Annotated in this window: 24 protein-coding genes; 13 read left to right on the top strand and 11 right to left on the bottom strand. The window is 65.9% G+C overall.

Going from position 1 to position 23,582, the window contains the following annotated elements:
* Nucleotides 1–79: 79 nt before the first annotated feature.
* Nucleotides 80–865 carry an inositol monophosphatase family protein gene (locus CQ050_RS14250; RefSeq protein ID WP_105557484.1) on the bottom strand — a complete coding sequence of 262 codons (786 nt, stop codon included), beginning with the start codon at nucleotides 863–865 and terminating at the stop codon, nucleotides 80–82.
* 131 nt (nucleotides 866–996) lie between these two features.
* Between CQ050_RS14250 and CQ050_RS14245 the strand changes: the two genes are divergently transcribed.
* Nucleotides 997–1,788: an RNA methyltransferase gene (locus tag CQ050_RS14245; RefSeq protein WP_105557483.1), complete on the top strand. Its 792-nt coding sequence runs from the start codon at nucleotides 997–999 to the stop codon at nucleotides 1,786–1,788.
* A gap of 64 nt (nucleotides 1,789–1,852) precedes the next feature.
* On the opposite strand, the gene CQ050_RS14240 is transcribed toward CQ050_RS14245, so the two are convergent.
* Nucleotides 1,853–2,842, bottom strand: a complete 990-nt coding sequence (locus CQ050_RS14240) for a tripartite tricarboxylate transporter substrate binding protein (RefSeq protein ID WP_105557482.1) — start codon at nucleotides 2,840–2,842, stop codon at nucleotides 1,853–1,855.
* A 160-nt stretch (nucleotides 2,843–3,002) separates the two neighbouring features.
* Between CQ050_RS14240 and CQ050_RS14235 the strand changes: the two genes are divergently transcribed.
* Complete coding sequence (locus CQ050_RS14235; RefSeq protein WP_105557481.1) at nucleotides 3,003–3,764, top strand: IclR family transcriptional regulator; 762 nt, start codon at nucleotides 3,003–3,005, stop codon at nucleotides 3,762–3,764.
* 114 nt (nucleotides 3,765–3,878) lie between these two features.
* Here the strand turns inward: CQ050_RS14235 and CQ050_RS14230 are convergent, their stop codons facing one another.
* The 5 genes from CQ050_RS14230 to CQ050_RS14210 all read right to left on the bottom strand — a co-directional run bounded on the left by CQ050_RS14230 (nucleotide 3,879) and on the right by CQ050_RS14210 (nucleotide 9,860).
* Entirely contained in the window at nucleotides 3,879–4,739 is an 861-nt protein-coding gene (locus tag CQ050_RS14230; protein ID WP_105557480.1) for a mechanosensitive ion channel family protein, read from the bottom strand.
* A gap of 121 nt (nucleotides 4,740–4,860) precedes the next feature.
* Nucleotides 4,861–5,970, bottom strand: coding sequence for a DUF1513 domain-containing protein (locus tag CQ050_RS14225; protein WP_105557597.1), 1,110 nt, complete (start codon nucleotides 5,968–5,970; stop codon nucleotides 4,861–4,863).
* Complete coding sequence (locus CQ050_RS14220) at nucleotides 5,960–7,048, bottom strand: imelysin family protein (RefSeq protein ID WP_105557479.1); 1,089 nt, start codon at nucleotides 7,046–7,048, stop codon at nucleotides 5,960–5,962. Before CQ050_RS14220 ends, CQ050_RS14225 begins: the two co-directional genes overlap by 11 nt.
* Nucleotides 7,048–8,565, bottom strand: coding sequence for a di-heme oxidoredictase family protein (locus tag CQ050_RS14215; RefSeq protein ID WP_105557478.1), 1,518 nt, complete (start codon nucleotides 8,563–8,565; stop codon nucleotides 7,048–7,050). Before CQ050_RS14215 ends, CQ050_RS14220 begins: the two co-directional genes overlap by 1 nt.
* Nucleotides 8,562–9,860 carry an imelysin family protein gene (locus CQ050_RS14210; RefSeq protein ID WP_105557477.1) on the bottom strand — a complete coding sequence of 433 codons (1,299 nt, stop codon included), beginning with the start codon at nucleotides 9,858–9,860 and terminating at the stop codon, nucleotides 8,562–8,564. Before CQ050_RS14210 ends, CQ050_RS14215 begins: the two co-directional genes overlap by 4 nt.
* A 211-nt stretch (nucleotides 9,861–10,071) precedes the next feature.
* On the opposite strand from CQ050_RS14210, the gene CQ050_RS14205 reads away from it, so the two are divergent.
* The 4 genes from CQ050_RS14205 to CQ050_RS14190 all read left to right on the top strand — a co-directional run bounded on the left by CQ050_RS14205 (nucleotide 10,072) and on the right by CQ050_RS14190 (nucleotide 13,938).
* A complete protein-coding gene (locus CQ050_RS14205) occupies nucleotides 10,072–10,998 on the top strand; it encodes a LysR family transcriptional regulator (RefSeq protein ID WP_105557596.1) in 927 nt (308 codons plus the stop codon).
* A gap of 106 nt (nucleotides 10,999–11,104) precedes the next feature.
* A complete protein-coding gene (locus tag CQ050_RS14200; protein ID WP_105557476.1) occupies nucleotides 11,105–11,905 on the top strand; it encodes a class II aldolase/adducin family protein in 801 nt (266 codons plus the stop codon).
* An 81-nt stretch (nucleotides 11,906–11,986) separates the two neighbouring features.
* Entirely contained in the window at nucleotides 11,987–12,943 is a 957-nt protein-coding gene (locus CQ050_RS14195) for a tripartite tricarboxylate transporter substrate binding protein (protein WP_105557475.1), read from the top strand.
* 5 nt (nucleotides 12,944–12,948) lie between these two features.
* On the top strand, nucleotides 12,949–13,938 hold the full coding sequence (locus CQ050_RS14190) for an NAD(P)-dependent oxidoreductase (RefSeq protein WP_105557474.1): 990 nt from the start codon (nucleotides 12,949–12,951) through the stop codon (nucleotides 13,936–13,938).
* 84 nt (nucleotides 13,939–14,022) lie between these two features.
* Here the strand turns inward: CQ050_RS14190 and CQ050_RS14185 are convergent, their stop codons facing one another.
* The 3 genes from CQ050_RS14185 to CQ050_RS14175 form a co-directional block, all read right to left on the bottom strand.
* Nucleotides 14,023–15,339, bottom strand: a complete 1,317-nt coding sequence (locus CQ050_RS14185) for an MFS transporter (protein ID WP_105557473.1) — start codon at nucleotides 15,337–15,339, stop codon at nucleotides 14,023–14,025.
* 47 nt (nucleotides 15,340–15,386) lie between these two features.
* Nucleotides 15,387–16,058 (bottom strand): DUF4286 family protein, encoded by a 672-nt coding sequence (locus tag CQ050_RS14180; RefSeq protein ID WP_105557472.1) that lies wholly within the window; start codon nucleotides 16,056–16,058, stop codon nucleotides 15,387–15,389.
* Nucleotides 16,059–16,183: 125 nt separating this feature from the next.
* A complete protein-coding gene (locus tag CQ050_RS14175; protein WP_105557595.1) occupies nucleotides 16,184–17,095 on the bottom strand; it encodes a LysR family transcriptional regulator in 912 nt (303 codons plus the stop codon).
* 320 nt (nucleotides 17,096–17,415) lie between these two features.
* Here CQ050_RS14175 and CQ050_RS14170 point away from each other — a divergent pair, with 320 nt between their 5' ends.
* The 6 genes from CQ050_RS14170 to CQ050_RS14145 all read left to right on the top strand — a co-directional run bounded on the left by CQ050_RS14170 (nucleotide 17,416) and on the right by CQ050_RS14145 (nucleotide 22,421).
* Nucleotides 17,416–18,423, top strand: a complete 1,008-nt coding sequence (locus CQ050_RS14170; RefSeq protein ID WP_105557471.1) for an ABC transporter substrate-binding protein — start codon at nucleotides 17,416–17,418, stop codon at nucleotides 18,421–18,423.
* A gap of 3 nt (nucleotides 18,424–18,426) precedes the next feature.
* Nucleotides 18,427–19,221 carry an ABC transporter permease gene (locus CQ050_RS14165; protein ID WP_105557470.1) on the top strand — a complete coding sequence of 265 codons (795 nt, stop codon included), beginning with the start codon at nucleotides 18,427–18,429 and terminating at the stop codon, nucleotides 19,219–19,221.
* On the top strand, nucleotides 19,222–20,043 hold the full coding sequence (locus tag CQ050_RS14160) for an ABC transporter ATP-binding protein (protein ID WP_105557469.1): 822 nt from the start codon (nucleotides 19,222–19,224) through the stop codon (nucleotides 20,041–20,043). It abuts the gene before it with no gap.
* A 67-nt stretch (nucleotides 20,044–20,110) separates the two neighbouring features.
* Complete coding sequence (locus tag CQ050_RS14155; protein WP_105557468.1) at nucleotides 20,111–20,293, top strand: DUF4089 domain-containing protein; 183 nt, start codon at nucleotides 20,111–20,113, stop codon at nucleotides 20,291–20,293.
* Nucleotides 20,290–21,678 (top strand): AtzE family amidohydrolase, encoded by a 1,389-nt coding sequence (locus tag CQ050_RS14150; RefSeq protein WP_105557467.1) that lies wholly within the window; start codon nucleotides 20,290–20,292, stop codon nucleotides 21,676–21,678. The genes CQ050_RS14155 and CQ050_RS14150 overlap by 4 nt, the downstream gene beginning before the upstream one ends.
* Before the next feature lie 35 nt (nucleotides 21,679–21,713).
* The gene (locus CQ050_RS14145) at nucleotides 21,714–22,421 is read left to right on the top strand and encodes a GntR family transcriptional regulator (RefSeq protein WP_105557466.1); all 708 of its coding nucleotides are present in this window, start codon (nucleotides 21,714–21,716) and stop codon (nucleotides 22,419–22,421) included.
* Between the two features lie 21 nt (nucleotides 22,422–22,442).
* Here the strand turns inward: CQ050_RS14145 and CQ050_RS14140 are convergent, their stop codons facing one another.
* Nucleotides 22,443–22,985 (bottom strand): antibiotic biosynthesis monooxygenase, encoded by a 543-nt coding sequence (locus CQ050_RS14140; protein ID WP_105557465.1) that lies wholly within the window; start codon nucleotides 22,983–22,985, stop codon nucleotides 22,443–22,445.
* A gap of 219 nt (nucleotides 22,986–23,204) precedes the next feature.
* Here CQ050_RS14140 and hpxZ point away from each other — a divergent pair, with 219 nt between their 5' ends.
* Complete coding sequence (hpxZ, locus tag CQ050_RS14135) at nucleotides 23,205–23,579, top strand: oxalurate catabolism protein HpxZ (protein WP_105557464.1); 375 nt, start codon at nucleotides 23,205–23,207, stop codon at nucleotides 23,577–23,579.
* Nucleotides 23,580–23,582: the final 3 nt, after the last annotated feature.

Here is a 23,582-nt window from a genome sequence, read left to right as displayed (position 1 = left end):
GATGCCCCCTCCCGGAGCAAGCCCAAAAAAAACCGGCCAATCGGCCGGTTCTTGACTTGCGGGACAGGTCCGTCCGATATCAGGCGGCCGACGGCGTGTTCAGCGACGTCAGCATTTGCGTGAAGATCTTCGGGCTGGCGGCCAGGACGTTGCCGCTGTCCATCCAGCCTTGTTCGCCGTCGAAGTCGGCGATCAGGCCGCCGGCTTCCAGGACCATCAGGCTGCCGGCAGCCACGTCCCAGGGCTTCAGACCCACGCCGCAGAAGCCGTCCAGGCGGCCGCAGGCCACGTAAGCCAGGTCCAGCACGGTGGCGCCCAGGCGGCGCACGCCGGTGGCGCCTTCGGCCATCTGACGGAAGCGCTGCGAGCCCTGTTCAGGGTCGCCAGCGCTGGGCCAGTGGGCGCCCAGCAGCGCCTCGTGGTAGCGGGTGCGGCCCGAAACGCGCACGCGGCGGTCGTTCAGGAACGTACCGCTGCCACGGCTGGCCGTGAACAGTTCATTGCGCGACGGGTCGTAGATAACGGCTTGCGTGACCTGGCCGCGCTGCGTCAGCGCGATCGACACGGCGTAGTTGGGCAGGCCGTGGATGAAGTTCGTCGTGCCGTCCAGGGGATCGATGATCCACTGGAATTCGGCTTGGTCGGGACCTTGCAGCCCGAATTCCTCGCCCAGCACGGCATGGTCCGGGTAAGCGGCATGCAGCGTTTCGACGATGGACTCCTCGGCGGCGCGATCGACTTCCGTGACATAATCGCGCGGCCCCTTGCGAGCCACGCTGAGTCGTTCCAAATCCATGCTGGCACGGTTGATAATGGTGCCGGCACGCCGGGCCGCCTTGATGGCGATGTTGAGCATCGGGTGCATAAAATTCCGTACGTATGCGGTGGGTTCGCGTGATGGTAGGCCACTTGCCGCCTCCCGGGTCCGTCGTCGCCCCCACCGGGGAAATCGACCCAAAAAACCAGGAAGGCACTCAGCCAAACGTGCCATTTTAAATGACTCAAGCATTTTCACGTGTTCGCTTCGTTATGGTGAACCCCAGCCACCCCGGAAACGTCGGTTCGGCGGCCCGTGCAATCAAGACAATGGGCTTCTCGGAACTGGTGCTGGTCGAGCCTAAATTTCCAGATGTAACAAGCCAGCCTGAGGCCGTGGCGCTCGCCAGCGGCGCGCTGGATGTCCTGGAAAACGCACGCATCTATCCGTCACTGGAGGCCGCGCTGGCGCCGGTCACCCTGGCTTTCGCCCTGACGGCCCGCGTGCGCGACCTTGGCCCTCCGCCGTGCGATATCCGCCAGGCGGCCGACTTGGCCTGCGCCCATCTGGCCGAGACAGCCGAAGGCGTCGCCGCGATCGTGCTGGGCACCGAGCGCGCCGGGCTGACCAACGCCCAGATCGCGCTATGCCACCGCATCTGCCATATTCCCGCCAATCCCGAGTACAGCTCGCTGAACGTCGCCCAGGCCCTGCAACTGGCGGCCTGGGAACTGCGTTACGCGTTGCTGGTGGACCAGGGCGCGGCGCTGCTGCCTGCCTCCACCGCCCAGGAACCCTCCCGGGGTGCGGAACCCGCCTCCAGCGAGGCCGTGCAGGCTTTCCTGGCGCACTGGGAAGAAGCGCTGATCGGCATCCAGTTCCTGGACCCGGCGCACCCCAAGAAGCTGATGCCGCGCATGCGCCACCTGTTTTCGCGCCCTGCCCTGACCCGCGATGAAGTGGACATGATGCGCGGCGTGTGCACGGCGATGCTGGCGACCGCCAGGCGCAACGGCGGCGCAAAAAAATAGGGACAGGCGTTTGCCTGTCCCTGTGGTACGTCCCCGGCGGCAAGCCACCCGGGGAATACGACGATCAGTCCACCGTGGCGCCCGAGGCCTTGACCACCGGGGCCCAGCCTTCCACTTCCGACTTGATGAACTGGCCGAATTCGGCCGGCGTGGTCTTCACGCCCACGGCGCCCAGCTTCTCGAAGCTGGTCTGCACGGACGCTTTGTCCAGGGCTTGCTGCATCGCGGCGTTCAGCTTATTGATCACTTCCGGCGGCGTGCCGGCAGGCGCCAGCAGACCAAACCACGACGACACGTCGAAATCGGTAAAGCCCGATTCCTTCATCGTGGGCAGGTCCGGCGCGCTCTTCGAACGGTCGCTGGTGGTCACGGCCAGAGCGCGCAACTTGCCCGATTGGGCATGCGGCCACGCCGAGGGCATGTTGTCGAACATGAACTGCACCTGGCCGCCGATCAGGTCGGTAACCGCCGGCGCGCTGCCCTTGTAGGGCACGTGCAACACGTCAATGCCCGCCTTCATCTTGAACAGTTCACCTGCCATGTGGATGGAGGTGCCGCTGCCCGAGGAGGCGAACGCCAGCTTGCCCGGATTCTTCTTGGCGTAGTCGATCAGCTCTTGCACCGACTTCACCGGCACTTGCGGGTTCACGACCAGGATGTTCGGCACCTTGGCGCCCAACGCCACCGGCGCGAAGTCCTTGCGCAGATCGAACGTGACGTTCTTGTACAGCGTCTGGTTGATGGCGCTGGTGACGGCCACGAACAGCAGCGTGTAGCCGTCAGGGGCGGCGCGCTGGACCTGGTCGGTGGCGATGTTGCTGCCGGCGCCCGGCTTGTTCTCGACCACGAACGATTGGCCCAGGCTCTCGGTGAGTTCCTTGGCCATGATGCGGGCGATCACGTCCGTTGTGCCGCCGGCGGAAAAACCGACCACGATACGGACAGGCTTGTCGGGGTAGGCGGCATGGGCGGCGCCCATGGTGAATACGCTTGCGGCGGTGGCCAGAAGGGTGGCGGCCAGACGCCGCAGGCCAGGCTTTTGACCTGTAGTCATAATGTCTCCGTGCAGGTACTGTCCATTAGATGGACGATTCGAATTATTAGATGCTGCATTCTGAGCTATACACGGCGAGTGCATCAAGGTAGAGTCCACGCTACGGACAATGGTTTTCCCTTGGCCGTTCCGCACTTACCTAAAGATCTCAGAGATTTGCATGCAAGACAGTGATGCCGCGGCCGCAGGCCCACGCACGTTGCGGCGCGGTTTAGCCGTTCTGGCCGCGTTACGCGACCAAGGGCCCGACGGCCTCAGCGTGACAGATATCGCCCGCCTGACGGGCATTCAACGCCCCACCATTTACCGCCTGCTGGCCGCCCTGCTGGACGCTGGCCTGGTGCTGCCGGTGACGGGCACCAAGAAATACCGCGCCCAGTTGGCGGTGGACCCGGACACGCGCTCGCGCGATCCGCGGGTGCGCCAGTTGCTGCCCGTGCTGCGCCGCCTGGCCGACCGCACGGGCGACGCCGTCTTCCTGGTGGTGCGCGACGACGACGATTCCATCAGCCTGCATCGCGAGATCGGCAGCTACCCCGTGCAGATCCTGGCGACCTACGCCGGTAAACGCCAACCGCTGGGCGTGGGCTCGGGCGGCATGGCGCTGCTGGCCGCGCTGCCCGACGACATCGCGCGTGGCATCGTCGAGCGCAACTCCGGACGGCTGGACGAGTACGGCGGCATGACGCCGCAGGAAATGTACCGCCTGATCGAAAACACGCGGGCGCGCGGCTATTCGGTGGTGGGCAACCACGCGGTGCGCGGCGCGCTGGGCGTCGGGTGCGCATTGCTGGATTCCCAAGGCGCGCCGCTGCTGGCCGTGAGCGTCACGGCCATCATCGACCGCATGCCGGCCCAGCGCCAACGCGAAATCGCCGGGTGGATCAAAGCGGAACTGGCGCGGCTGGCCTTGCAGGCCTGAACGGCACGGCAACGCCAAAAGAAAGCGCCCGAATAAAAAAACCCCGAGAGCTGGATCCCTGTCCAACTTTCGGGGTTTTTTATCGGGCGGCCGTCTTCAGGCCAGACTTGGGAATCAGGTCGCGGCGCTGCCAGGAGCGGCCTCGGCCTTGCCGACGCTTTTGGCGTTCTGGATTTCACGCAGCGGGATCGGCGGCTGGAAACCGGCCGCTTCCAACGCCGACCGGATCTGCTGGTACAGGCCCCAGCGCAGGTCCCAATAGTTGTCGGCCAAGGCCCAAACGCGCACGTTCACGATGACGCCGTTTTCCTTGTATTCGAACACCTTGACCAGCGGTTCGGGATCTTTCAGCGCATCCGGGCGCGCATCGACGATTTCCTTCAGCTTGGCCAACACCACTTCCAGATCGTCGCCGTAGCGAACCGGCACCGGGATATCCAGGCGGCGCGTCTTGTTGCGGCTGTAGTTGGTGATGGTGGCGTTCCATACGGTGCTGTTGGGCAACGTCAGATGAATGCCGTCGACCTGCACCAAGCGCGTCAGGAACAAACCGACCTCTTCCACCGTGCCGTCGGCGCCGGAACTCAGCGCGATGTACTCGCCCGCGCGAATGGGGCGAAGGATCAACAGCATGATGCCCGCGGCGATATTCTGCAGCGTGCCTTGCAACGCCAGGCCCACAGCCAGGCCGGCGGCGCCCAGCACGGCGATCAGGCTGGCCGTCTGCACGCCAAACCGCGCCAGCACGGCGATGACCGTGAAGATGCGTACCGTCCACACGACCGTGCTGTAGAACATCGGCACGATGGTGGGATCGATCTTGGTGGACCGCGAGGCGGCGCGGCGGACCCATCCGCCCAACAACGACGATACCCACCAGCCGACGATCAGGATAAGCAAGGCAACAAGCAGATTGATGCCCATATCCATCAGCCTGGGGGCCCAGGCGCTAAATTCCTTCAACGCGTCTTCCATGGAATCTCCCGCAAAATTGACAACCGAAAACTGTATCAGAGGATCGTTAAGCGAAGGGCCGCGATGCGGCCCCATGATGTCAAGCTTTGTAAGGATACGCCTGCCCGGCGCGCGACAACGTTCAGGCCGGCACCACGCGGAAATGGTTGTCCCAGGACACCTCGCGCGAGGGAGGCAGCACGGGTGATTCCCCGCCCGCGGCATCGGTGCGCAGCATCGCGCCCAAACCGCTGCTGACCAGGAAGCCGGCCTGGGCGGCGGGCGCCACGCCGCAGCCGTCGGCCAACCGCGTCGTTCCCAGGCAATGGCCGTTCGTGGTGTCCCAATAAATCACCTGGCCGCCCACGGGGCTGGAGGTGGCGACGATGCCGCCTGCGGCATCCACGGTCACCGAACCCACGTAGTTGCGCATGTTGCGCAAGGTCTCGGCCGGCCCTTCGAAAAGCTCAAGCGCCGCGCCGCGGCGATGCCGTCCCACCAGCGCCGGGCGGTCTGCCGCCGGGCCCATGTACTGGCAGCCAAACCACACGCAACCGTCGGCCGCAAGCGCCAGATGCCGGATCGACAAGCGGTGCAGCTCGGGCGCCAGTTCCACTTTTTCGAGTAGTTGGCCGTTGGCCGCATCGATGTAGGCCAGCGACGGCCGCATCGTATCCAGGTTCAGTTCCAGCTTGCCGTAGTCGGGGTGCGTGAGGATGCCGCCGTTGGCCACGCACAGGGTTTTGCCGTCGGGCATCAGCACGACTTCGTGCGGACCGATGCCGCCGGAATCGAATTCGCCGACACGCCGCCAGCCGCCTCCGGGCGAGGCATCGTAGATGCCCAGCACGCCCCGGCCACCTTCGAAATCGTTCTCGGTGGCGGCAAGCAGCCGTCCGCCATCCACGAATGCGCCATGGCCGAAGAAATGACGTTCGTCGGGCGTGGGCAGTGCTTGCGGCTCGCCCCCGCGCAGCGAAAACGCCACGGCGAAGAACCCGGGCTGGCGGCCGAACACGACCGCGCGCTGATGGGCGGGGTCGATGGCGAAGCTGTGCCCGCGCGCGGGCATGGGCACCACCAGCCGGTCGCCGCCGGTCTCGTCCAGCAACACTGCTTCGTCACGCCCGCCGCGCTTGCGCGCGCTCAGGTATAGCGGCCCACCGTTGGCTGGCAGTACCGCCCGCGCCGCGCCTGAAGACAAACCCAACGCCGCAGCCAGCGACAGAAAGCGGCGGCGATCAATCACCATCGAGCGCATTGAACCCGATCGTAACGCCCAGCGCGGGCGCCAGGTCCTGGTCGACGATGGCCTTGGCGTTCTGGATCGTCAGTGCCGCCAGCAGCAACTGGCGACGGCCGTCTTCCTGTTTCAGCGCGGCTTCCAGCGGCGCCGGCACGGCCTGCAAGCCTTGCGCCGCATTCTGCAATTCGCTGCGCACCGACACATCCATCCAATCGCCGCCCTTGGGCAGCGGATAGCCGCCGGCCTGATAGAACGCCTTCAGGCCGTCCAGGTTGGCCGCCAGCAAGCGCATGGAAAGCTCGCTGCGCCAGAAGGCGGCGCGCTTGGGACGGGCCGCCTCGGCCGAATCGCCCAGCACGGGCAGGATCTTCACGTCGCGCGCAAACTGCAGGCCGGTGGACAACGCCTTCATGGCCTCGGCCGCGACTTCCTGCGGATCGCGGTACAGATCGTTGCTGGCTTGCGGCTTGGCGAATTGGCGGCCGAATTCGCCCTGCGCGCCCCAGGCCTGCGCGACGTCGCCGGAAATCGTCGCGACGTTGGCGGCCACGGCGCGCGCATAGCCGCACGCGTAGCCGAACGTCGGCGCGCTTGTCTGCTTGAGCAGCGCGGGTTCGCCGTACAGCACGTATTCCAGGGCAGGCAGCCCCTGCACCGCCACGCTGCGGCCGGCCAGCGCGCCCGGCGCCAGCAATGCCGGGTCGCCTGCGGCGATCAACTGCTGCACCTGCCTGGGCATCACGCCGCGCGTGTCCGGCCAGAACGCCAGGCGTTCGAAACGGTTGGCCTGCACCAGCGGGCCGAAGCGCAGGATTTCCACCCCGGACCACGCCAGGGCCAGCTTCGCGAAGGCGTCGCCGACGCGCGCCGCGCCAGCCGCGTCCGGCTTGGCGCACCAGCCGCCCAGCTCGCGATCCATCGCGCCCGCGGCATCCGCCATCTTGCCCACGGCCGGGCGGGCGTAATCGCGCGCCAGACGTTCGCCCAGGTCGGCGGGCAATTCGGCCTGGGCGGCCAGCGGCACGGCCGCCAGCACCAGGGCCGTCACGGCATGCTTGAACAAGGGCGAGAAGGATCGGGCCATCACAGCGACTCCAGGAAACGGATCAGGTCGGCGCGTTCGTCGGGCGTCATCGCCACCACGCGGTCGCGCGCGGGTTTGCCCGCGCCGCCATGCCACAGCACGGCTTCCAGCAGCGTGCGGGCACGCCCGTCATGCAGCCAGGTGGCGCTGGGGTTCACGGTCTTCGTCAGGCCAATGCCCCACAGCGGCGGCGTGCGCCATTCACGGCCATTGGCTTGGCCGTCGGGCACGCCGTCCGCCAGGTCGTCGCCCATGTCGTGCACCAGCATGTCGGTGTAAGGCCAGATCAGCTGGAAGCGGTGTTCGGCCTGCTTGGCATTGCGGCTGGTCACGTACTTGGGTACGTGGCAGGCCACGCAGTTCGCTTCGTAGAACAGCTTCTTGCCCGCCAGCACGCGCGCGTCTTCCGCATCGCGACGCTGCGGCACGGCCAGATTGGTCGAGTAGGTCGTGACGAAATCCATCAGCTTGGCCGGGACTTCCTCGGGCCCGAAGCGCGGCTGCGCGCCATGCGGCATGTCCAGGCACTGCTTCTGCGCGGGCGTGCAGTCGCCCGAGTGCTTGGGGAACATCGGCGTGGACAAACCCATGTCGTTCGAGAACGCCGCGGCGCTTTGCTGTTCGACCGTTGGCTGCCCGGCCTTCAGGTTGAAGCGGCCCAGCACGCGCGCGCCGGTGCGCGCATCGGTGACCCAGTTGGGCTTGCCGACGATGCCATCTCGTTTGTCGGCCCCCACGTTGGCCAGGATGTCGGCCTCGTGGACGGACTCCAGCAGGCCCAGCCCGATCATCGGCGGCGCCAGGCGCGGCGAAATCTGCGTGTCGGCGCGCATCGGGCCATAGCCCAGGTTGTCGATGCGGTACGTGGGCTTCATCAACGTAGCGGTTTCGCCGCCGTTGAGCGCAACGGTGACGGGTTCGTACTCGATCTCCATGCGGCCTTCGGCAGGCAGGCCCGCCACCGCGAAGTTCTGCAGCTGCACGCCGTAGACGGGCTCGGGCAAGGTGGCGAGCTCGCCCGCGGCAAGTTTGGGGTGACCGCGGTCGGGGCCGTTCGGCACGGCAAGCCGCAGCAACAGCGCCACCGCGTCCGTGCGTTCCAAAGGATCGAAACCCGGCACGGTGCCGCGTCCGTCCTTGGTGTGACAGGCCTGGCACGAGCGCGCGTTGAATAGCGGTCCCAGACCATCGGACGCCTGCGTGGAGGCAGGCGCCGACACCCAGTCCTTGCGGAACAAGCCGTTGCCGACCTGGAATTCCTGTCGACGTTCGAAGCTCATGTTGGCCGACGGTTGCGAAAAGATGTCGGCGTTGATGAGCTTGTTGGTGGTGGCCGCCCCGGCCTGCATGATCTCGAAGGTTTCCACCTTCGAGAAATCACGCGTGGGCGCGGTAATGGCGGTGACACGTTTCTGATCTTCGGGCGTAAGGTCGTCACGCCCGGCGGGTACTTCAGGTGCGGCGGCGGCGCCGGCATGGGCCGACGCCGCCAGTACGGCGGCTAATACGAGTTTCACTTGAATACGGCGTCGGGTTTATCAAGGCTGTCGGAACCTTCAATGGCGACCTTGCCCAGTTCCAGCAACGTGATCACGCGTTCCAGGCTGCGGGTCTGATCGACCAGGCGGTCGATGGCGGCCTGCACCATCGCGTTGCCTTCCTTATTGCCGTCGGCAATCATCTGGTCGTAGGTTTCGACCGTTTCGGCGCGCGTCTTCATCGCCTGCATGGCGGCCACGGTGGCGTCCAGCTTGGCGCGCACTTCGGCATCCAGCTTCGGATCCTTGACCTTGACCAGTTCCGACAGGCTGGCGCCCTTGACCTGCTTGCCGTCGATGCGGGTATAGGCGCCCAAATAGACGTTGCGGATGCCCAATTGGTCGTAGTAGTGCGCGTTGTGGGTGTTGTCCGAGAAGCAATCGTGCTCTTCTTCCGGATCATGCAACATCAGGCCGAGCTTCATGCGTTCGCCGGCCAGTTCACCATACGACAGGCTGCCCAGACCGGTCAGCATGGCGATCAGGCCAGCCTTGGGATCTTCTTCCACGGCCTTGCGCGCCGCGCCGTCCCGCTTCCAGTTACCCACCATTTCTTCCAGGTCCGTCACCAGCAGATCGGTCACGGCCTTCAGGAATTCGATGCGGCGTTCGCAGTGGCCGCCGGTGCATTGCTTGGTATCGAAGTCCGTGTGTGGACGGTTGCCCGAATGGCGTTCCTGCGGCGTGCCCTTGCGGTCGCCCGGCGCGGGGCCGGTGCCGTTCAGGTCCTGGCCCCACAGCAGGAATTCGATGGCGTGGTAGCCGGTGGCCACGTTGGACTCGTTGCCGTCGGCCTCGTGCAGCACTTCGGACAGCAGCTTCGGCGTGATCTTGCTGACATCGACGGTCTTGCCACCCACCGAGATCTTGGAATTGGCGATGACGTTGACGGCGTAATACGCGTTTTCGTCGTTTTCGGTGCCGTAGGACGCGTCCACGTAGTCGATCAGCCCTTCATCCAGCGGCCAGGCGTTCACGCGGCCTTCCCAATCGTCGACGATGGGATTGCCGAAGCGGTAGGCCTCGGTCTGCTGGTACGGCACGCGGGCAGCCAGCCACGCTTCGCGCGCGGCCTTCAGCGTTTCGGGGCTGGGCTTGGCGACCAGGGCGTTAATGGCGGTGCGCAGCGTCTTGGCGGCGGTGAGCGAATCTTCATAACCCGCCAGCGCCAGATCCGAATAGGTGGCGACCACGGCCTTGGGCTCTACCGCGGCGTGGGCCGTGCCCCCGAATACCGCGGCGGCCAGTACCGCACCCAAAAGCAACTTGCGCATCGACTTTCTCCCGTAACTCGAACGGTGTCCGCCCCCGCGGCGGGCCGTTCCGACTTCAATTTTGTGGATGCGAGTGTAAACAATTTTCGTTTGATATTCAGCGCAAAGTCAGATAGCTGACGTTTTTTTGAATGCCGGATCCGCAGGAATCCACGCTGAAATGGGCGTTCGACCGCTACTATCCGGCTTTGCCGACCCTTATTTCGACGCCATGGAACTCCGCCAACTCCGCTACTTCGTCCGCGTGGCCGAATTGGGCAGCATCGGCCGCGCCGCGCGCGATCTGGGGGTGGTCGCCTCGGCGCTGAGCCAGCAGATCAGCCGCCTGGAAAGCGAATTGGCGACGCGGCTGCTGATGCGCACGCACACCGGCGTCGTCCCCACCGACGCCGGCACGGCGTTCCTGCGCCAGGCCCGCCTGACGCTGCGCCACGCAGAGAACGCCGTGGCCGCCGCCCGCGAGGCCCGGTTGTCGGGCATGGTCAGCGTGGGGTTCGCGCCCACCACCGCCTCCTTGCTGGCCAAGCCGTTCTACGCGGCAATGGCCCAGCGCTACCCCAATGTGCGTCTGCACCTGGTGGAAGGCTTGTCGGGCAACCTGGGCGAACAGCTCAACAACCGCCGCCTGGACCTGGCGGTGCTGTTCCAGAACGACAGCGGCCAGGCCCGCAGCACGATCCCCGTGCTGGACGAACGGCTGTTCCTGCTGGCGCGGCGCGGCATGTTCGATCAACCCGATGGCGAACCCGTCACCATCGCCCAACTGGCGGCCTTGCCGCTGGCGGTCACCAGCAAGGCGCACGGCCTGCGCGCCTGGGTCGAGGCGGCGTTCGAACGCGCCGGAATCGAACCGTGGGTGGAAGTGGAAGTCGACGGCCTGACCACGCTGATGGACTTGGTGCAAGCCAACGCGATCGCAACGATTCAACCCGGCGCGGCGGTGGCGCGGGCCGAGGCCGGGCTGCTGAACATGCACCCCATCGACGATCCCTTCCTGTTTCGCCGCAACGCGGTGCACTGCATCAATGAAGAAGAACTGTCGCCGGCCGCGCTGGCGGCGCGCGTGGTGCTGGTGGACGTGATGCGGGCGCAGGTGCGCCATGGCGCCTGGCCGGGCGCGACCCTTCTCGATTCGTGATGGGCCCATGCCGGCTGCATGGCTAGGCCAGGGAAGATCGCACGGATAAATTGCATCCGTGGACGCCGCGACATGGTGTCGCGGCCGCAGACCTTCTTGAAATCCGATGACGACTGACACCCGACGCCCGGGCTCGCTTCCCATTCCGTCCATGCGGCCGCACTGTTCCGATCAGGAATGGCAGGCCCGCGTCGACCTGGCCGCCTGTTATCGGCTGGTCGAACACTATGGCATGGCCGACATGATGGCCAACCACATCTCGTCACGCGTGCCGGGCGAAGACAACGCCTTCCTCATCAACCCCTACGGCATGATGTACGAAGAGATCACCGCCTCTAGCCTGATCAAGGTGGACCTGGACGGCACGATCCTGGCCAAGCCCGATTTCGGCGACCTGGGTTACGGCATCAACAAAGCGGGCTACGTGATCCACAGCGCCGTGCATCGCGCGCGTCACGAGGTGGATTGCGTGATCCACACGCACAGCTGGGCATCCATGGCGGTCGCCTCGCTGGACTGCGGGCTGCTGCCGCTGACGCAGACGGCCATGCGCTTTCTGAAGATCGGCTACCACGACTACCAGGGCGTGGTGCTGGACCTGGACGAGCAGGCGTCCCTGCTGCAAGACCTGGGCCAGGGCGAAGCGCTGATCTTGCGCAACCACGGAGCGCTGACCGTCGGCAGGACAGTGGGCGAAGCGTTCAACTGGATGCATCGGCTGGAACTGGCATGCCGCGCGCAACTGGCGGCAATGGCCACGGGCGCGCCCCTGCGCGCCGTCAGCCCGGCCGTGCTGGAAGAAACCTGGAACAACTACCAGCCCGGCACGCGGCGCCCTTATGGCGTCATGGAGTGGCCGGCCCTGTTGCGCAAGCTGGATCGCATCGATCCGGGCTTCCGCGACTGAATCCCGCTTTCCCATGGCGCCGGCCGACGTGGCGGCACGGCGCCGCAGAAGTCCAAGACAACAACCACGAACGGAGACGATATGAACACTGCCCGAGCCCTGCTCGCCGCCGCAGCGGCGGCCTGCGCCTGTACGTCGCTGCCCGCCGCCGCGGACTACCCCGACAAGCCCGTCAAAGTCATCGTCGCGTTCACCGCCGGCGGCACGACCGACACGCTGACGCGCAGCATGTCCAACGCGTTATCCAAAACGCTGGGGCAACCCTTCGTGGTCGAAAACAAGCCCGGGGCCGGTGGCAACATCGGCACGGAATTCGTCGTTCGCGCCACGCCGGACGGCCACACCCTGATCGTCAATTCCGTCGGCCCCATCGCCGTCAACGCGTCGCTGACGAAGCTGCCGTTCAATCCCCTGACGGACCTGATCCCGATGGTGCAGATCGCGACGGTGCCCAATGTGCTGGTGGTGCCCCCGTCGTCCCCCGCCAAAGACATCAAGGGCTTCCTGGAATACGTCAAGAAGGCGCCCCACCTGAATTACAGTTCGACGGGCGTGGGCACGTCTTCGCACCTGTCCAGCTATATGCTGATGGACCAGTTGGGCGTGCAGGCCACGCACGTGCCGTATAAAGGCGCCGACGCCGTCAACGACCTGCTGGCCGGACGCATCGATTTCATGTTCGCCACCATCCCGTCGGTGATCGGACAGATCCGTGCCGGCAAGCTACGCGCGCTGGCGGTCAGCACGCTTCAGCGCTCGGCCACCTTGCCCGACTTGCCCACCATCGCGGAATCGGGCTACCCCGGCTTCGACGCCGGTTCCTGGTTCGGGTTCTTCGCGCCCAAGGGCACGCCGCCGGCGGTGGTGAACACGATCAACCGCGAAGTCAATGCCGCCCTGCCCTCGCTACAGGCGCAGATGCTTCATGAAGGGGCCGAACCCGTCGGCGGCACGCCAGCGCAATTTGCCACCTTCATCCGGCAGGAGCATGACAAGTGGGCAGCGCTGGTGCGCAAGTTCGAACCCAGCGCCAACTGACGCCCATGACCCCGATGTCCGACCTGCGCATCCTGTGTTCGCCCGCCGAAGCGCCCGCCCTGACCCAGGCGCTTTCGTCTTCGGGTCAGCGCTTCATCCTGCGCCACCCCGAAGACGGCCAACCTTGCGATGCGCAGGTGGCCTTCGTGTCGCGCGACATCACGGGTGCGTCGACCAAGTTCCAGATCACGCCGGAAACCGCCCGCTATTACGAGGCCATGCGCCACGCGCCCGACCTGCGCTGGGTGCATGTGCATTCGGCCGGCGCCGACCGCGAGATCTACCAGAGCCTGCATGCGCGTGGCGTGGCCATCACCACCTCGCAAGGCGCCAGCGACGCCGTGGTGGCGCAAACGGCGATTGGCGGCGTGCTGGCCCTGGCGCGCCGCTTGCCGCTGCTGGCGGCGGACCAGCGCGATCGCGCGTGGCGCCCCCTGCTGGGCGCGCGCACGCCGCGCGACCTGGCCGGCCAGCACGCGGTCGTGGTCGGGTGGGGAGGCATCGGCCAGCGCATCGGCGAACTGCTGCTTGCGCTGGGCCTGACGCTGTCGGTCGTGCGCCATTCGGGCACGCCCGTGCCCCAGGCGCGGCATACCGCCCGCTACGAAGATCTGGCTGGCGTACTGCCCCGGGCCGACTGGCTGGTGCTGGCCTGCCCGTTGACGCCCGCCACGCGCGACCTGGTTGACCGGCAGGCGCTGGCCACCCTGCCCGCGCACGCGTCGATCGTGAACGTGGCGCGCGGCCATGTCATCGATGAAGTGGCCCTGATCGAGGCGCTGGCGGCGGGCCGACTGGGCAGCGCGTTCCTGGACGTGTTCCAGCAGGAACCGCTGCCGCCCGCGTCTCCGTTATGGGCGATGGATAACGTCATCGTCACCCCGCACAGCGCCGGATTCTCGGATGGCAATCAAGCCCGCGTGCGAAGCCTGTTCCTGGAGAACCTGCGCCGCTGGACGAGCGCCGAGCCCTTGGCCAACAGGCTGGTGGGCTGAGGCGCCAAGGCGCGAAAAAAAAGCCCGGACGATAAGTCCGGGCCGAAGTACCAGCCAACCATTCAGGCCGGCGCCGGGCCACGCCTAGCGCTGCAAAGGCGCCTTGGCCGTTTCCTTGGCCGCCAGCAGCGCGATTGCCGTCACGGCCAGCGCGGCCGCCACGTACAACGAAACCGCCACGGTCGAACTCCAGGACTTGTACAGGCTGGCGATGATCAGCGGCGCGAAGCCCCCGCCCACGATGCCGGCCAGGGTGTAGGCCAGGGACGACCCGGCGTAGCGCACGCGCCCCGGGAACTGTTCGGTGATGAAGGCCGCCTGCGGGCCGTACATCAACGCGTGGATCAACAGGCCCACCACGACTGCGGCGCAGATGGCGATGGGATGCGCCGTATCCATCAGCACGAAAAACACAAACGCCCAAATCATCCCCAGCACCGCGCCCAATAGATACACCGGTTTGCGGCCGATCTTGTCGGACAGCGCCCCGCACAGCGGCACGGCAATCGCATTCAGCGCCGCGCCCAGCATGGTGGCGGTCAGCGCCATCGGCCGCGACAGGTGCAGCACGGTCGTCACATACGTCAGCGTGAAGACGACCACCAGCGCGTACAACACGTCCGAGCCGATGCGCGACCCGCCCGCGATCAGCAGTTGACGCCAATGCTGGCCCAACACTTCCTTGATGGGCGTGCTGGCGGTCTCGCGCTTTTCTTCCATTTCGCGGAACACGGGCGTTTCTTCCACGCCACGACGCAACCACAGGCCGAACATCACCAGCGCCACGCTGGACACGAACGGAAGGCGCCAGCCCCAGGCCTGGAAGTCTTCGGCGCTGACAAAGGCCGTTACCAGGGCGATGAAGCCGGTGCCGATCAGCGTGCCGCACGACGGGCCGACCTGCGTGAACGACGCATTGCGTCCGCGCTGGTCCGGCTTGCCGTGTTCCATCGACAGCAGGACAGCCCCTGCCCATTCCCCGCCCAGCGCCACGCCCTGCACGAAGCGCAGGGCCACCAGCGCCACCGGCGCCCAGACGCCCCATGTCGCATAGGTGGGCAGCAGGCCCATCAGTCCGGTCGAAATACCCATGATGACCAGTGTTGCCACCAGCACGAACTTGCGCCCCAGGCGGTCGCCCAGATGACCGAAGACAATGCCACCCAACGGCCGCGACACATAACCCACCGCGTAAGTGGAAAAGGCAAGGATGGTGCCCGTGAGCGGATCAAACGACGGGAAGAAGATTGAATTGAAGACCAGCGCCGCCATCAGGTTGTAGATGGTGAAGTCGTACCACTCCAGCGTGGTGCCGACCGAACTGGCCATGGCCAGCCGGCGCATCTTGTTTGGCGCGCCCGCGGTGTTGGCCAGTTGGGCGTGCAAGGCATGTTCTGCCATGGATTTCCCCTTGTAGTCTGTGGGTAGAGAATCAGGCCTGGCGGCGTTCAGCGCAGTTCGGACGCGGAAAGCTTCCAGCCCAGTTCAAGCAGCCAGCCGTCCGCCGGGCTCGTATTGAAGGCGCTGGCTGCCTGGTCCCGCAGGGCATGCGCCGCAAGCACGGTGCTGGCCTCGACGACGAACAGGGGCGCCAGCGTGCGGTTGTCGGTGCTTTCGCGCGGCAGAGGCGTGCTGAGCGTCGCGTCCGGAACCAGCAGATAGGACTGCACGAAGCCGTCGGCCTGGGACAGTGCCTGACCCGCGGCCCGGGCCTGCGCGATGCGCGCCGCGGCATCCTCGCCCCCCGGCAACGGCAGCACGATCAACTGGCTGCCACTGCCGAAGCCCGTGACGGCCTCGACGGCACACACCCGGCGCATCGGGTCGCGCATGCGGTCCAGGTTCGCGATGGACCACGGCGTCTGGCGCTCGAACGCGGCGCGGTAGTCGGCGGTGGTGAATGCGGCCAGCGATTCGGTGCGGTACAGGCCCAGGTACTTGCGACCGCCGCTGCGCGATACATAGCGCGCGCCCGACAGGAAACCGGGGATGCGCACGCGCTCCTCGACATGCTCGCGGTCGTACCAGCGATTGAAATCGGGCTCGTCGGCGGCGCCTACGTCGGAAGCGACGAACAGCAGGCCATGGGGAATTGAAGCGGTGGGGGCTGAATGGCTCATAAGCGGAAGACCAGCGTTCCTTCATTTTCAGAAGGCCACATCTTCATCCGCCATGCGGTGCGGGGACAAACGAGTAATTCTTCCTTCCAGCAACAGAATTACTGAGCGGCGCTTTAGGGATAACCCTATTGCGCGGATCCGAATCGCGGTTCCGACACCGACATCGTGAACTGGTCCGACGCCCGGCTGGCCAGCTCCGCGACCAGCCGGATGGCATCCGATCCGGCGCTTTCCACATAGCTCACCACCAGAAGCTGCGGCGGCACCGGCATGTCGCTGCGAATGACCTGCACTTCCCCGCGCGCCACGTATTCGTAGATGGGCGGCAGCGGCACGAGCGCACGCCCGAAACCGCTCTTGACCAGCCGCGCAAGTGCCGAGATGGAACTGACGCAGTGCACTTTGCCTTGGGGCATGCCGACCTCGCGGTACAGCGCCTTCAGCGCTTCATGCGGCTGCGAGCCGGGGCTCATGGTCAGCACGGGTTCGCCCAGCAGTTGCTGCACGGTCAGCGATTCGTCGTCGCCCGCACGCCCCACCCAGCCCATTTCCATGGGCAGGCAGGCCGTGCTGATGATGCCGGTATCGTTCAGCAGGTCCGTCTGCAGCGCAATGTCCAGCGCGCCTTCGCGCAACCCCCGGTGCAGCGCCCGCGTGGTTTCGGACGTCAATTGCACCTCGATGCCCGGATAGGTGGATTTCAGGTTCGTCAGAAAACCGATCAGCCAGGTATGCACCACGGTTTCGATCGCGCCGATGCGCACCAGGCCGAAGACCTCATCACCCCGCTTGCCAAGCGACAGGATCTGCTGGCGGATTTCCAGCAAGCGCTCGCCGTAATCGAGCAACCGGGTGCCCACCGCGGTCAGGCGTAGCTCTTTGGCGTCGCGCTCGAACAGGCGCGCGCCAATGTCTTCTTCCAGCGAGGCGATACGGTTGGCCACCGCCGCCTGGGTGATATGGAGGCGGTCGCTGGCGGCCCGGAAGCTGCCCAACCGCGCCGACCACAGAAATGCTTCGACAAAACGCGTATTCATCTTGAACTGTCGCCGCTTGGCGACGCCCTGTTTCCCGTCTGCTTGAAACGCCCGGAACGGCACGCCCCGGGTCGCGTACATGCTAACCCCCAACTGCCCGGGGAAGCGGGTCCACACGCCGTTGCGTCCCCTTAAGTGGTGCGGCATGCACCAAAATGGTTCATGCGAGGCACCACGCAGGCGCCGGGCAAAGCCTGCGCCATAGGGAAAGGACCCGTCGGCCCAAGTTGGCACGGGTTTTGCTTGATGACTGGTATGCAAGCTTGTCTACAAGGCAAGCGCCGTCACCGGAATATTCCGCCAGCACACCAGGAGCCTTCATGATCAACCGCAATGCGCCCTACGCCTTCAACGCCACCCGCCGCCGCCTGATCCAGGGGGCCGCGCTAGGCGCCGCAACGTTGGCCGCGCCCGCCCTGGTGCGCGCGCAATCGGGCCCGGTGATCCGCATCGGCTTCTGGCCCGTGGCCGCCGGCCTGCCGTTTTACGCCGCCGTCGAAAAAGGCTACTTCAAGGAAGCGGGCCTGAACGTCGAGCCGCTCAAGTTCGCAGGCGCGCAGCAGGTCATGGAAGCCATGCTGGCCGGCCGTGCGGACGGCAGCGCCAACGGCACGGGCTCGGCCAACCTGGCCATCGGCGAGATCGCGTCGCCCGGCTTGTTCAAGATTTTTGCGTCCAACCCCAGCAATGCCAAGAACGTGCTGGACGAGTTCATCGTCGCGAAAGACAGTCCCATCAAATCCATAGCAGACCTCAAGGGGAAAAAGGTCGGATCTGGACCCGGCATCCAGAATGCCACGCTGGCCAAAGCAGTACTGGAGCGCGCCGGCGCAACCGGAGCAACCGTGGTCGAGTTGGCGATCAGCCAGCACGTGGCCGCGGTTGCCGCCGGCCAGTTGGATGCGTGCTACACGCTGGAACCCACGGGCACGGTGGGCCGCCTGAACGGCACCACGCGCGTGCTGGAAACGGGCGTGATCGCCAAATACGTATTGGGTGATCCGATGGCGCCGTGGTTTGGCGGATCGGCATCGCTCACCACCGCCTTCCTGAAAAAGCACCCGGAAGAAAGCAAGAAATTCATCGCCGCTTATGCGCGCGGCATCGAACTGATCCGCACCAAGCCGGCCGAGGCGCGTCCCTTCATGAAGGGCTACACCGCCATCGAAGGCCCCATGACCGAAGAAGTGCCGCTGGCCGCCTACACGCTCTACAACGAGTTCACGCCCAGCGACATCCAGTACTTCCAGAAATTCTTCGATCTCTTCACCGACAAGGGCATCTTCGCGCAGAAGGTCGACGTGTCGGCCATGCTTTACAAGGGCTGACCCATGACCGCAACAACCGCCCCAGCCAAGCAGCCACCCCGCAAATTCAACGGCGCGCGCTTTCTGCCGCTGATCGGACCGCTGGCGCTTTTCGTGATCTGGGACCTGGTGGTGCGCCTGCAACTGGTCAGCCCCGTGCTGCTGCCCACCCCCAGCGCCACCATCGTGGCGCTGGCCAAGGGCCTGGCGGGCGGCCCCTTGCTGTGGGATTTCCTGTCGTCCTTGAACCGCACGCTGCAAGCCTTCGTCATCGCCGGCGTCATCGGCGTGCCGCTGGGCGTGCTGCTGGGCAGCAATGAAAAAGCGTATCGCAGCGTCGAATTCCTGGTGGACTTCTTCCGGTCCACGCCGTCGTCCGCGCTGATCCCGCTGTTCCTGATGATCTTCGGCGTAACCGACATGAACAAGATCGCCATCGCCGCCTTCGCGGCCGTGCTGGTGATTTTGTTCAACAGCGCGTACGGCGTCATCAATGCGCGCAAGCAGCGGGTGATGGCGGCCCGCGTGATGGGCGCCTCGCGCTGGCAGATTTTCAAGGACGTGCTGATCTGGGAAAGCATGCAGCCGACGTTCGTGGGCCTGCGCAGCGGCGTATCCATGGCGCTGGTGATCGTGATCGTGGCCGAGATGTTCATTGGGTCCGACAGCGGCCTGGGCAACCGCATCATCAATGCGCAGCAGGTGTTGAACGTGCGCGAGATGTACGCGGCGATCCTGGCGGCCGGCGCCCTGGGCTACGTGCTGAACATTCTTTTTCTTGTGCTGGAAAAGCGCGTGGTCCATTGGAGCGGCCGATAAATGTCCACCGTCATCAACCCCATCATTGCCCCCGCCCCCGCCGCCGCGCCGTTTGCGCCCGGCCCCTTGGGCACGCACATCACCATCCGCGGGCTGACCAAGTACTTCGCGGGCTGGCCGCTGTATGAAGACTTCAACCTGGACATCCCCAAGGGCAAGATCGTCTCGGTCTTCGGCCCCAACGGCTGCGGCAAGTCCACGCTGATCAACATGATCGCCGGCCTGATCCCCATTGATGCCGGCGAAATCCTGTTCGACGGAAAATCCCTGGCGCAGACCAAGATCGGCTACGTGTTCCAGAACTACCGCGAGGCCATGTTCCCGTGGCTGCGCACCATCGACAACATCGCCTACCCGCTACGCCTGGAAGGCCGCAGCAAGGCCGAGGTGGATGCGCGCGTGGAAGAGCTGGTGGCGTCATTCGACGTCAAGTTCGACCTGAAGCGCTATCCGTACGAATTGTCCGGCGGGCAGCAGCAGACGGCGTCCATCATGCGCGCGCTGGCACCCGGGCCCGAAGTCCTTTTCCTGGACGAACCGTTCTCGGCGCTGGATTTCGAGATGACGCTGTTCATCCGCGAAAAGCTGCAGGAAGTGTTCATGCAGACGGGCACCACGATGCTGCTGGTCTCGCACGATCTGGAAGAAGCGGTGTACCTGGCCGACCAGATCCTGCTCTTGACCAAGCGGCCGACGCGTGTCGCTGAAATCCTGGACTACGGCGACGCCCGCCCCCGCACCGTGGAAACGCTGTCCGAACCCAGCTTCATCCAGATGAAGAAACTAAGCCTCGAGATCTTCCAGCGCGAAGTGCGCAAGTAAGCGCGCGCCATTGCGCGTGTGCAAGTCATCAAGCCCGCCACCATCCAGCCCATCGGGAGAATCCGCCATGACCCAGGAAACCATCGATCAATATGTGCGCAGCGCCTTGGCGCTGTCGGGGTATGCCTTGCGCGAAGCCACCACGGCCGAGGTTGTGCAGCAGTTCGCGCGCATCCACGACATTGCCGCCAGCTTCGTGGATGAGGCGCTGCCCGTCGAGCTGGAATCGGCTTCGGTGTTCCGCCCGTGACCGGCCCCGCCGCAGACATCGCCCGGCAAGTCGCCAGCGGCGAGCGCAGCGCGCAGGCCGTGCTGGACGCCACCCTGGCGCGCATCCGCGAACACGATTCCCGCTACAACTGCTTTACCGCGGTCACCGAAGCGCGCGCCCGCCAGGAAGCGACCGCCATCGATGCGCGTCGCGCACGCGGCGAGCCGCTGCCCCCGCTGGCAGGCGTGCCCTATGCCGTTAAAAATCTGTTCGACATCGCCGATGAAGTGACGCTGGCGGGCGGCCGGGTCAACGCGTCCAACGCGCCAGCCCGCCACGACGCACGGCTGGTCGCTCGCATGCGCGACGCGGGCGCGGTGCTGGTCGGCGCGCTGAACATGGACGAGCACGCCTACGGCTTCACCACCGAGAACACGCACTACGGCCCCTGCCACAACCCGCACGACACCACACGCATCGCGGGCGGCTCGTCCGGGGGAAGCGCGGCCGCCGTCGCGGGGGGGCTGGTGCCGCTGACCTTGGGGTCCGACACCAACGGCTCGATCCGTGTGCCCGCCTCGCTCTGCGGCATTTTCGGGCTGAAGCCCACCCTGGGCCGCCTGCCGCGCACCGGCTCTTTTCCCTTTGTGGGCAGCCTGGATCACCTGGGGCCGTTCGCCGCCAGCGTCAGCGACCTGACGGCAGCCTACGATGCGCTGCAAGGTCCAGACGCCGATGACGCGGCTTGCGCGCAATATGCCGCCGACCCCGTCCTGCCTTCCCTGGCGCACGGCGCCCGTTCGTTACGCGTCGCGGTGCTGGGCGGGTACTTCGCGCAATGGGCCGGCCCGCAGGCGCGCCGCGCCGTCGACATCGCGGCGCAAGCACTGGGCACCACCGCCGTCGTGGAGCTGCCTGGCGCGGCCCAGGCCCGCGCGGCCGCATTCATCATCACCGCGGCCGAAGGCGGCGCGCTGCATCGCCGCAAGCTCGTCACGCACTACGACTACTACGAACCCCACTCCCGCGACCGCCTTGTCGCAGGCAGCCTGGTGCCCGCCGCCTGGGTCCAGCAGGCGCAGCGCGTGCGCCATCGCGTCTACCGCGAAGCGCTGGCCTTATTCAGCCAGTACGACGTGTTGATCGCGCCCGCCACGCCCGTGTCCGCTACGAAGATAGGCACCGACTGGCTGACGCTGGCGGGTAAATCCATGCCGGCGCGCGCCAGCATGGGCCTGCTGACACAACCGATCTCTTGCATTGGCCTGCCGGTCTGCACCGCGCCCACGTGGCCCGAGACGGAACAGGACGGCCATCTGCCGTTGGGCGTGCAACTGATCGGCGCCCCGTGGCGCGAAGCCGACTGCCTTGGCGCCGCTTATGCGCTGGAGCAGGCTGGCGTGTCGCGGGTCCGCACTCCCTGAACAGCCCCTTTCCGATATCCCTTCAAGGCCACGCTATGGAAACCGCTTTCGCCGCCATCGACATGCCGCGCACCCTGGCCGATTCGGCCTACGGATCGTTGAAACGGGACATTCTGGATTTCCGGCTGGCGCCGGGCGACCGTTTCACGGAAACCGAGATCGCGGAGCGCCTGCAGGTCAGCCGGACCCCTGTGCGCGAAGCGTTGTTCCGACTGGAACGCGAAGGCTATCTGGAAGTCCGGCAGCGTAACGGCTGGCTGGTCAAGCCGCTGGACTTCAATACGCTGGACCATTTCTACGAACTGCGCAGCGTGCTTGAGACCGCCGCCGTGCATGCGCTGTGCGCCCCGGGTCTGGCGCCGGATCCCGCGCGTGCGCTGCAGGCGTTGGCGGACATCTGGCTGGTGGACGAAAGCGCGCGTTCAAGCGATGGCGAATGGCTGGCCGATCTGGACGAGCGTTTCCACATCGACCTGGTGGCCGCGGGCGGCAACCCCGAGATATCGCGGGTACACCGCGCCGCCACCGAACGCATCCGCATCGTGCGGCGGCTGGACTTCACCCTGCCCGACCGCGTCGGCAAGACCTACGAGGAACATGGCGCGATCCTGCGCGCCCTGCTGGCGCGCGACGCGACCAACGCCGCCCGCTTGCTACAGGCCCATATCCAGGATAGCCAGACGGCGGTGCGCAAGATCACACTGCACCGCCTGTATTCCACGCGCCGCGCCAAGGCCGCTTGAGCCTGCGATTTGCAGAGGCCGTCAGCCGGCCCGCAGCCAGCGCTGCAGCACGCGCGTGATGACGGGAATGCAGACAAACACCATGATCGGCGTCAGGATCACGCTGGTGATCAACACGCGCCAGAATATCGGCAGGATGCTCAAGTGTTCGCTGACCAGTATCGAAAACACCAGCAGTACCGGAAAGTAGGCCAGCCAGATGCTGACCGCCTGCTTCCAGCGCGGCGGCGCGCTCGCGGCCTTGGGCGCGAACCAGCCGTCGGTGCCGCTGACACGATGCTCGTGGCTGGCCCGCACCAGGGTGGCCCCGCGTTCCAGCCACATCCGGCGAGGCAGGGATTTTTCCCACCGGGAAAGGCTGGCGGCATCGGTAAACCGCAACACGATCTGGTACTGGTCGCCGCCTTCAGGGGGCTGCAACACGCCCGACCCCAGAAACCCCGGAAAACCCGCCGCCAGGATTTCGCCCTGGCGCATCCAGGACAGGAAATCGCTATAGCGCTCGGGCGCGATATGCCGGGTGACCAACATGGTGACCGGGGCGGAAATGGCGGAATGGGACATGGCGGAACTCCTGGGCAGCGGTGCAGCTTGTTATGTCGTGCTGATGCAGTGCTAGTGCAGTGTTAACCCTAGCAAGCGGCGTGCCAGCCTGGCGACGCGCGCCTCCCCTGGGGCCCGCGCGCCGGCGGGTGCTTTCCGGCCCATCCGCGCACCGCCGCAGACACCATATTGGTGATTACCCTAAAACCCGCACCAGAACGGTGCATATGGAGAAGACGCATGGAAATCAATCTGCCCGACGTCGTGGCCGAGGTCACGGCAGCGTGCGAGCGCTACGAGACCGCCCTGGTCAACAACCAGGTGGACGTGTTGGACACCCTCTTCTGGAATAGCCCGCACACCTTGCGCTACGGCGCGGGCGAAAACCTGTATGGCTATGAAGCCATCCGCGCCTTCCGCGCCACGCGCTCGCCGCAGGGTCTGGCGCGCCGCGTCCTGCGTACGGCCATCACGACCTACGGCAACGACTTCGCCACCGCCAACCTGGAATTCCAGCGCGACGGCAGCGACCGCATCGGTCGCCAAAGCCAGACCTGGCTGCGCACGCCCGAGGGCTGGCGCGTGGTGTCCGCGCACGTCAGCCTGATGACATGAGGT

Origin of the sequence: Achromobacter sp. MYb9 (assembly GCF_002975275.1) — a bacterium.
Classification (GTDB): domain Bacteria; phylum Pseudomonadota; class Gammaproteobacteria; order Burkholderiales; family Burkholderiaceae_B; genus Achromobacter.
The sequence above is the reverse complement of the archived record's forward strand: the minus strand, read 5'-3'. Positions and strand labels throughout refer to the sequence as shown.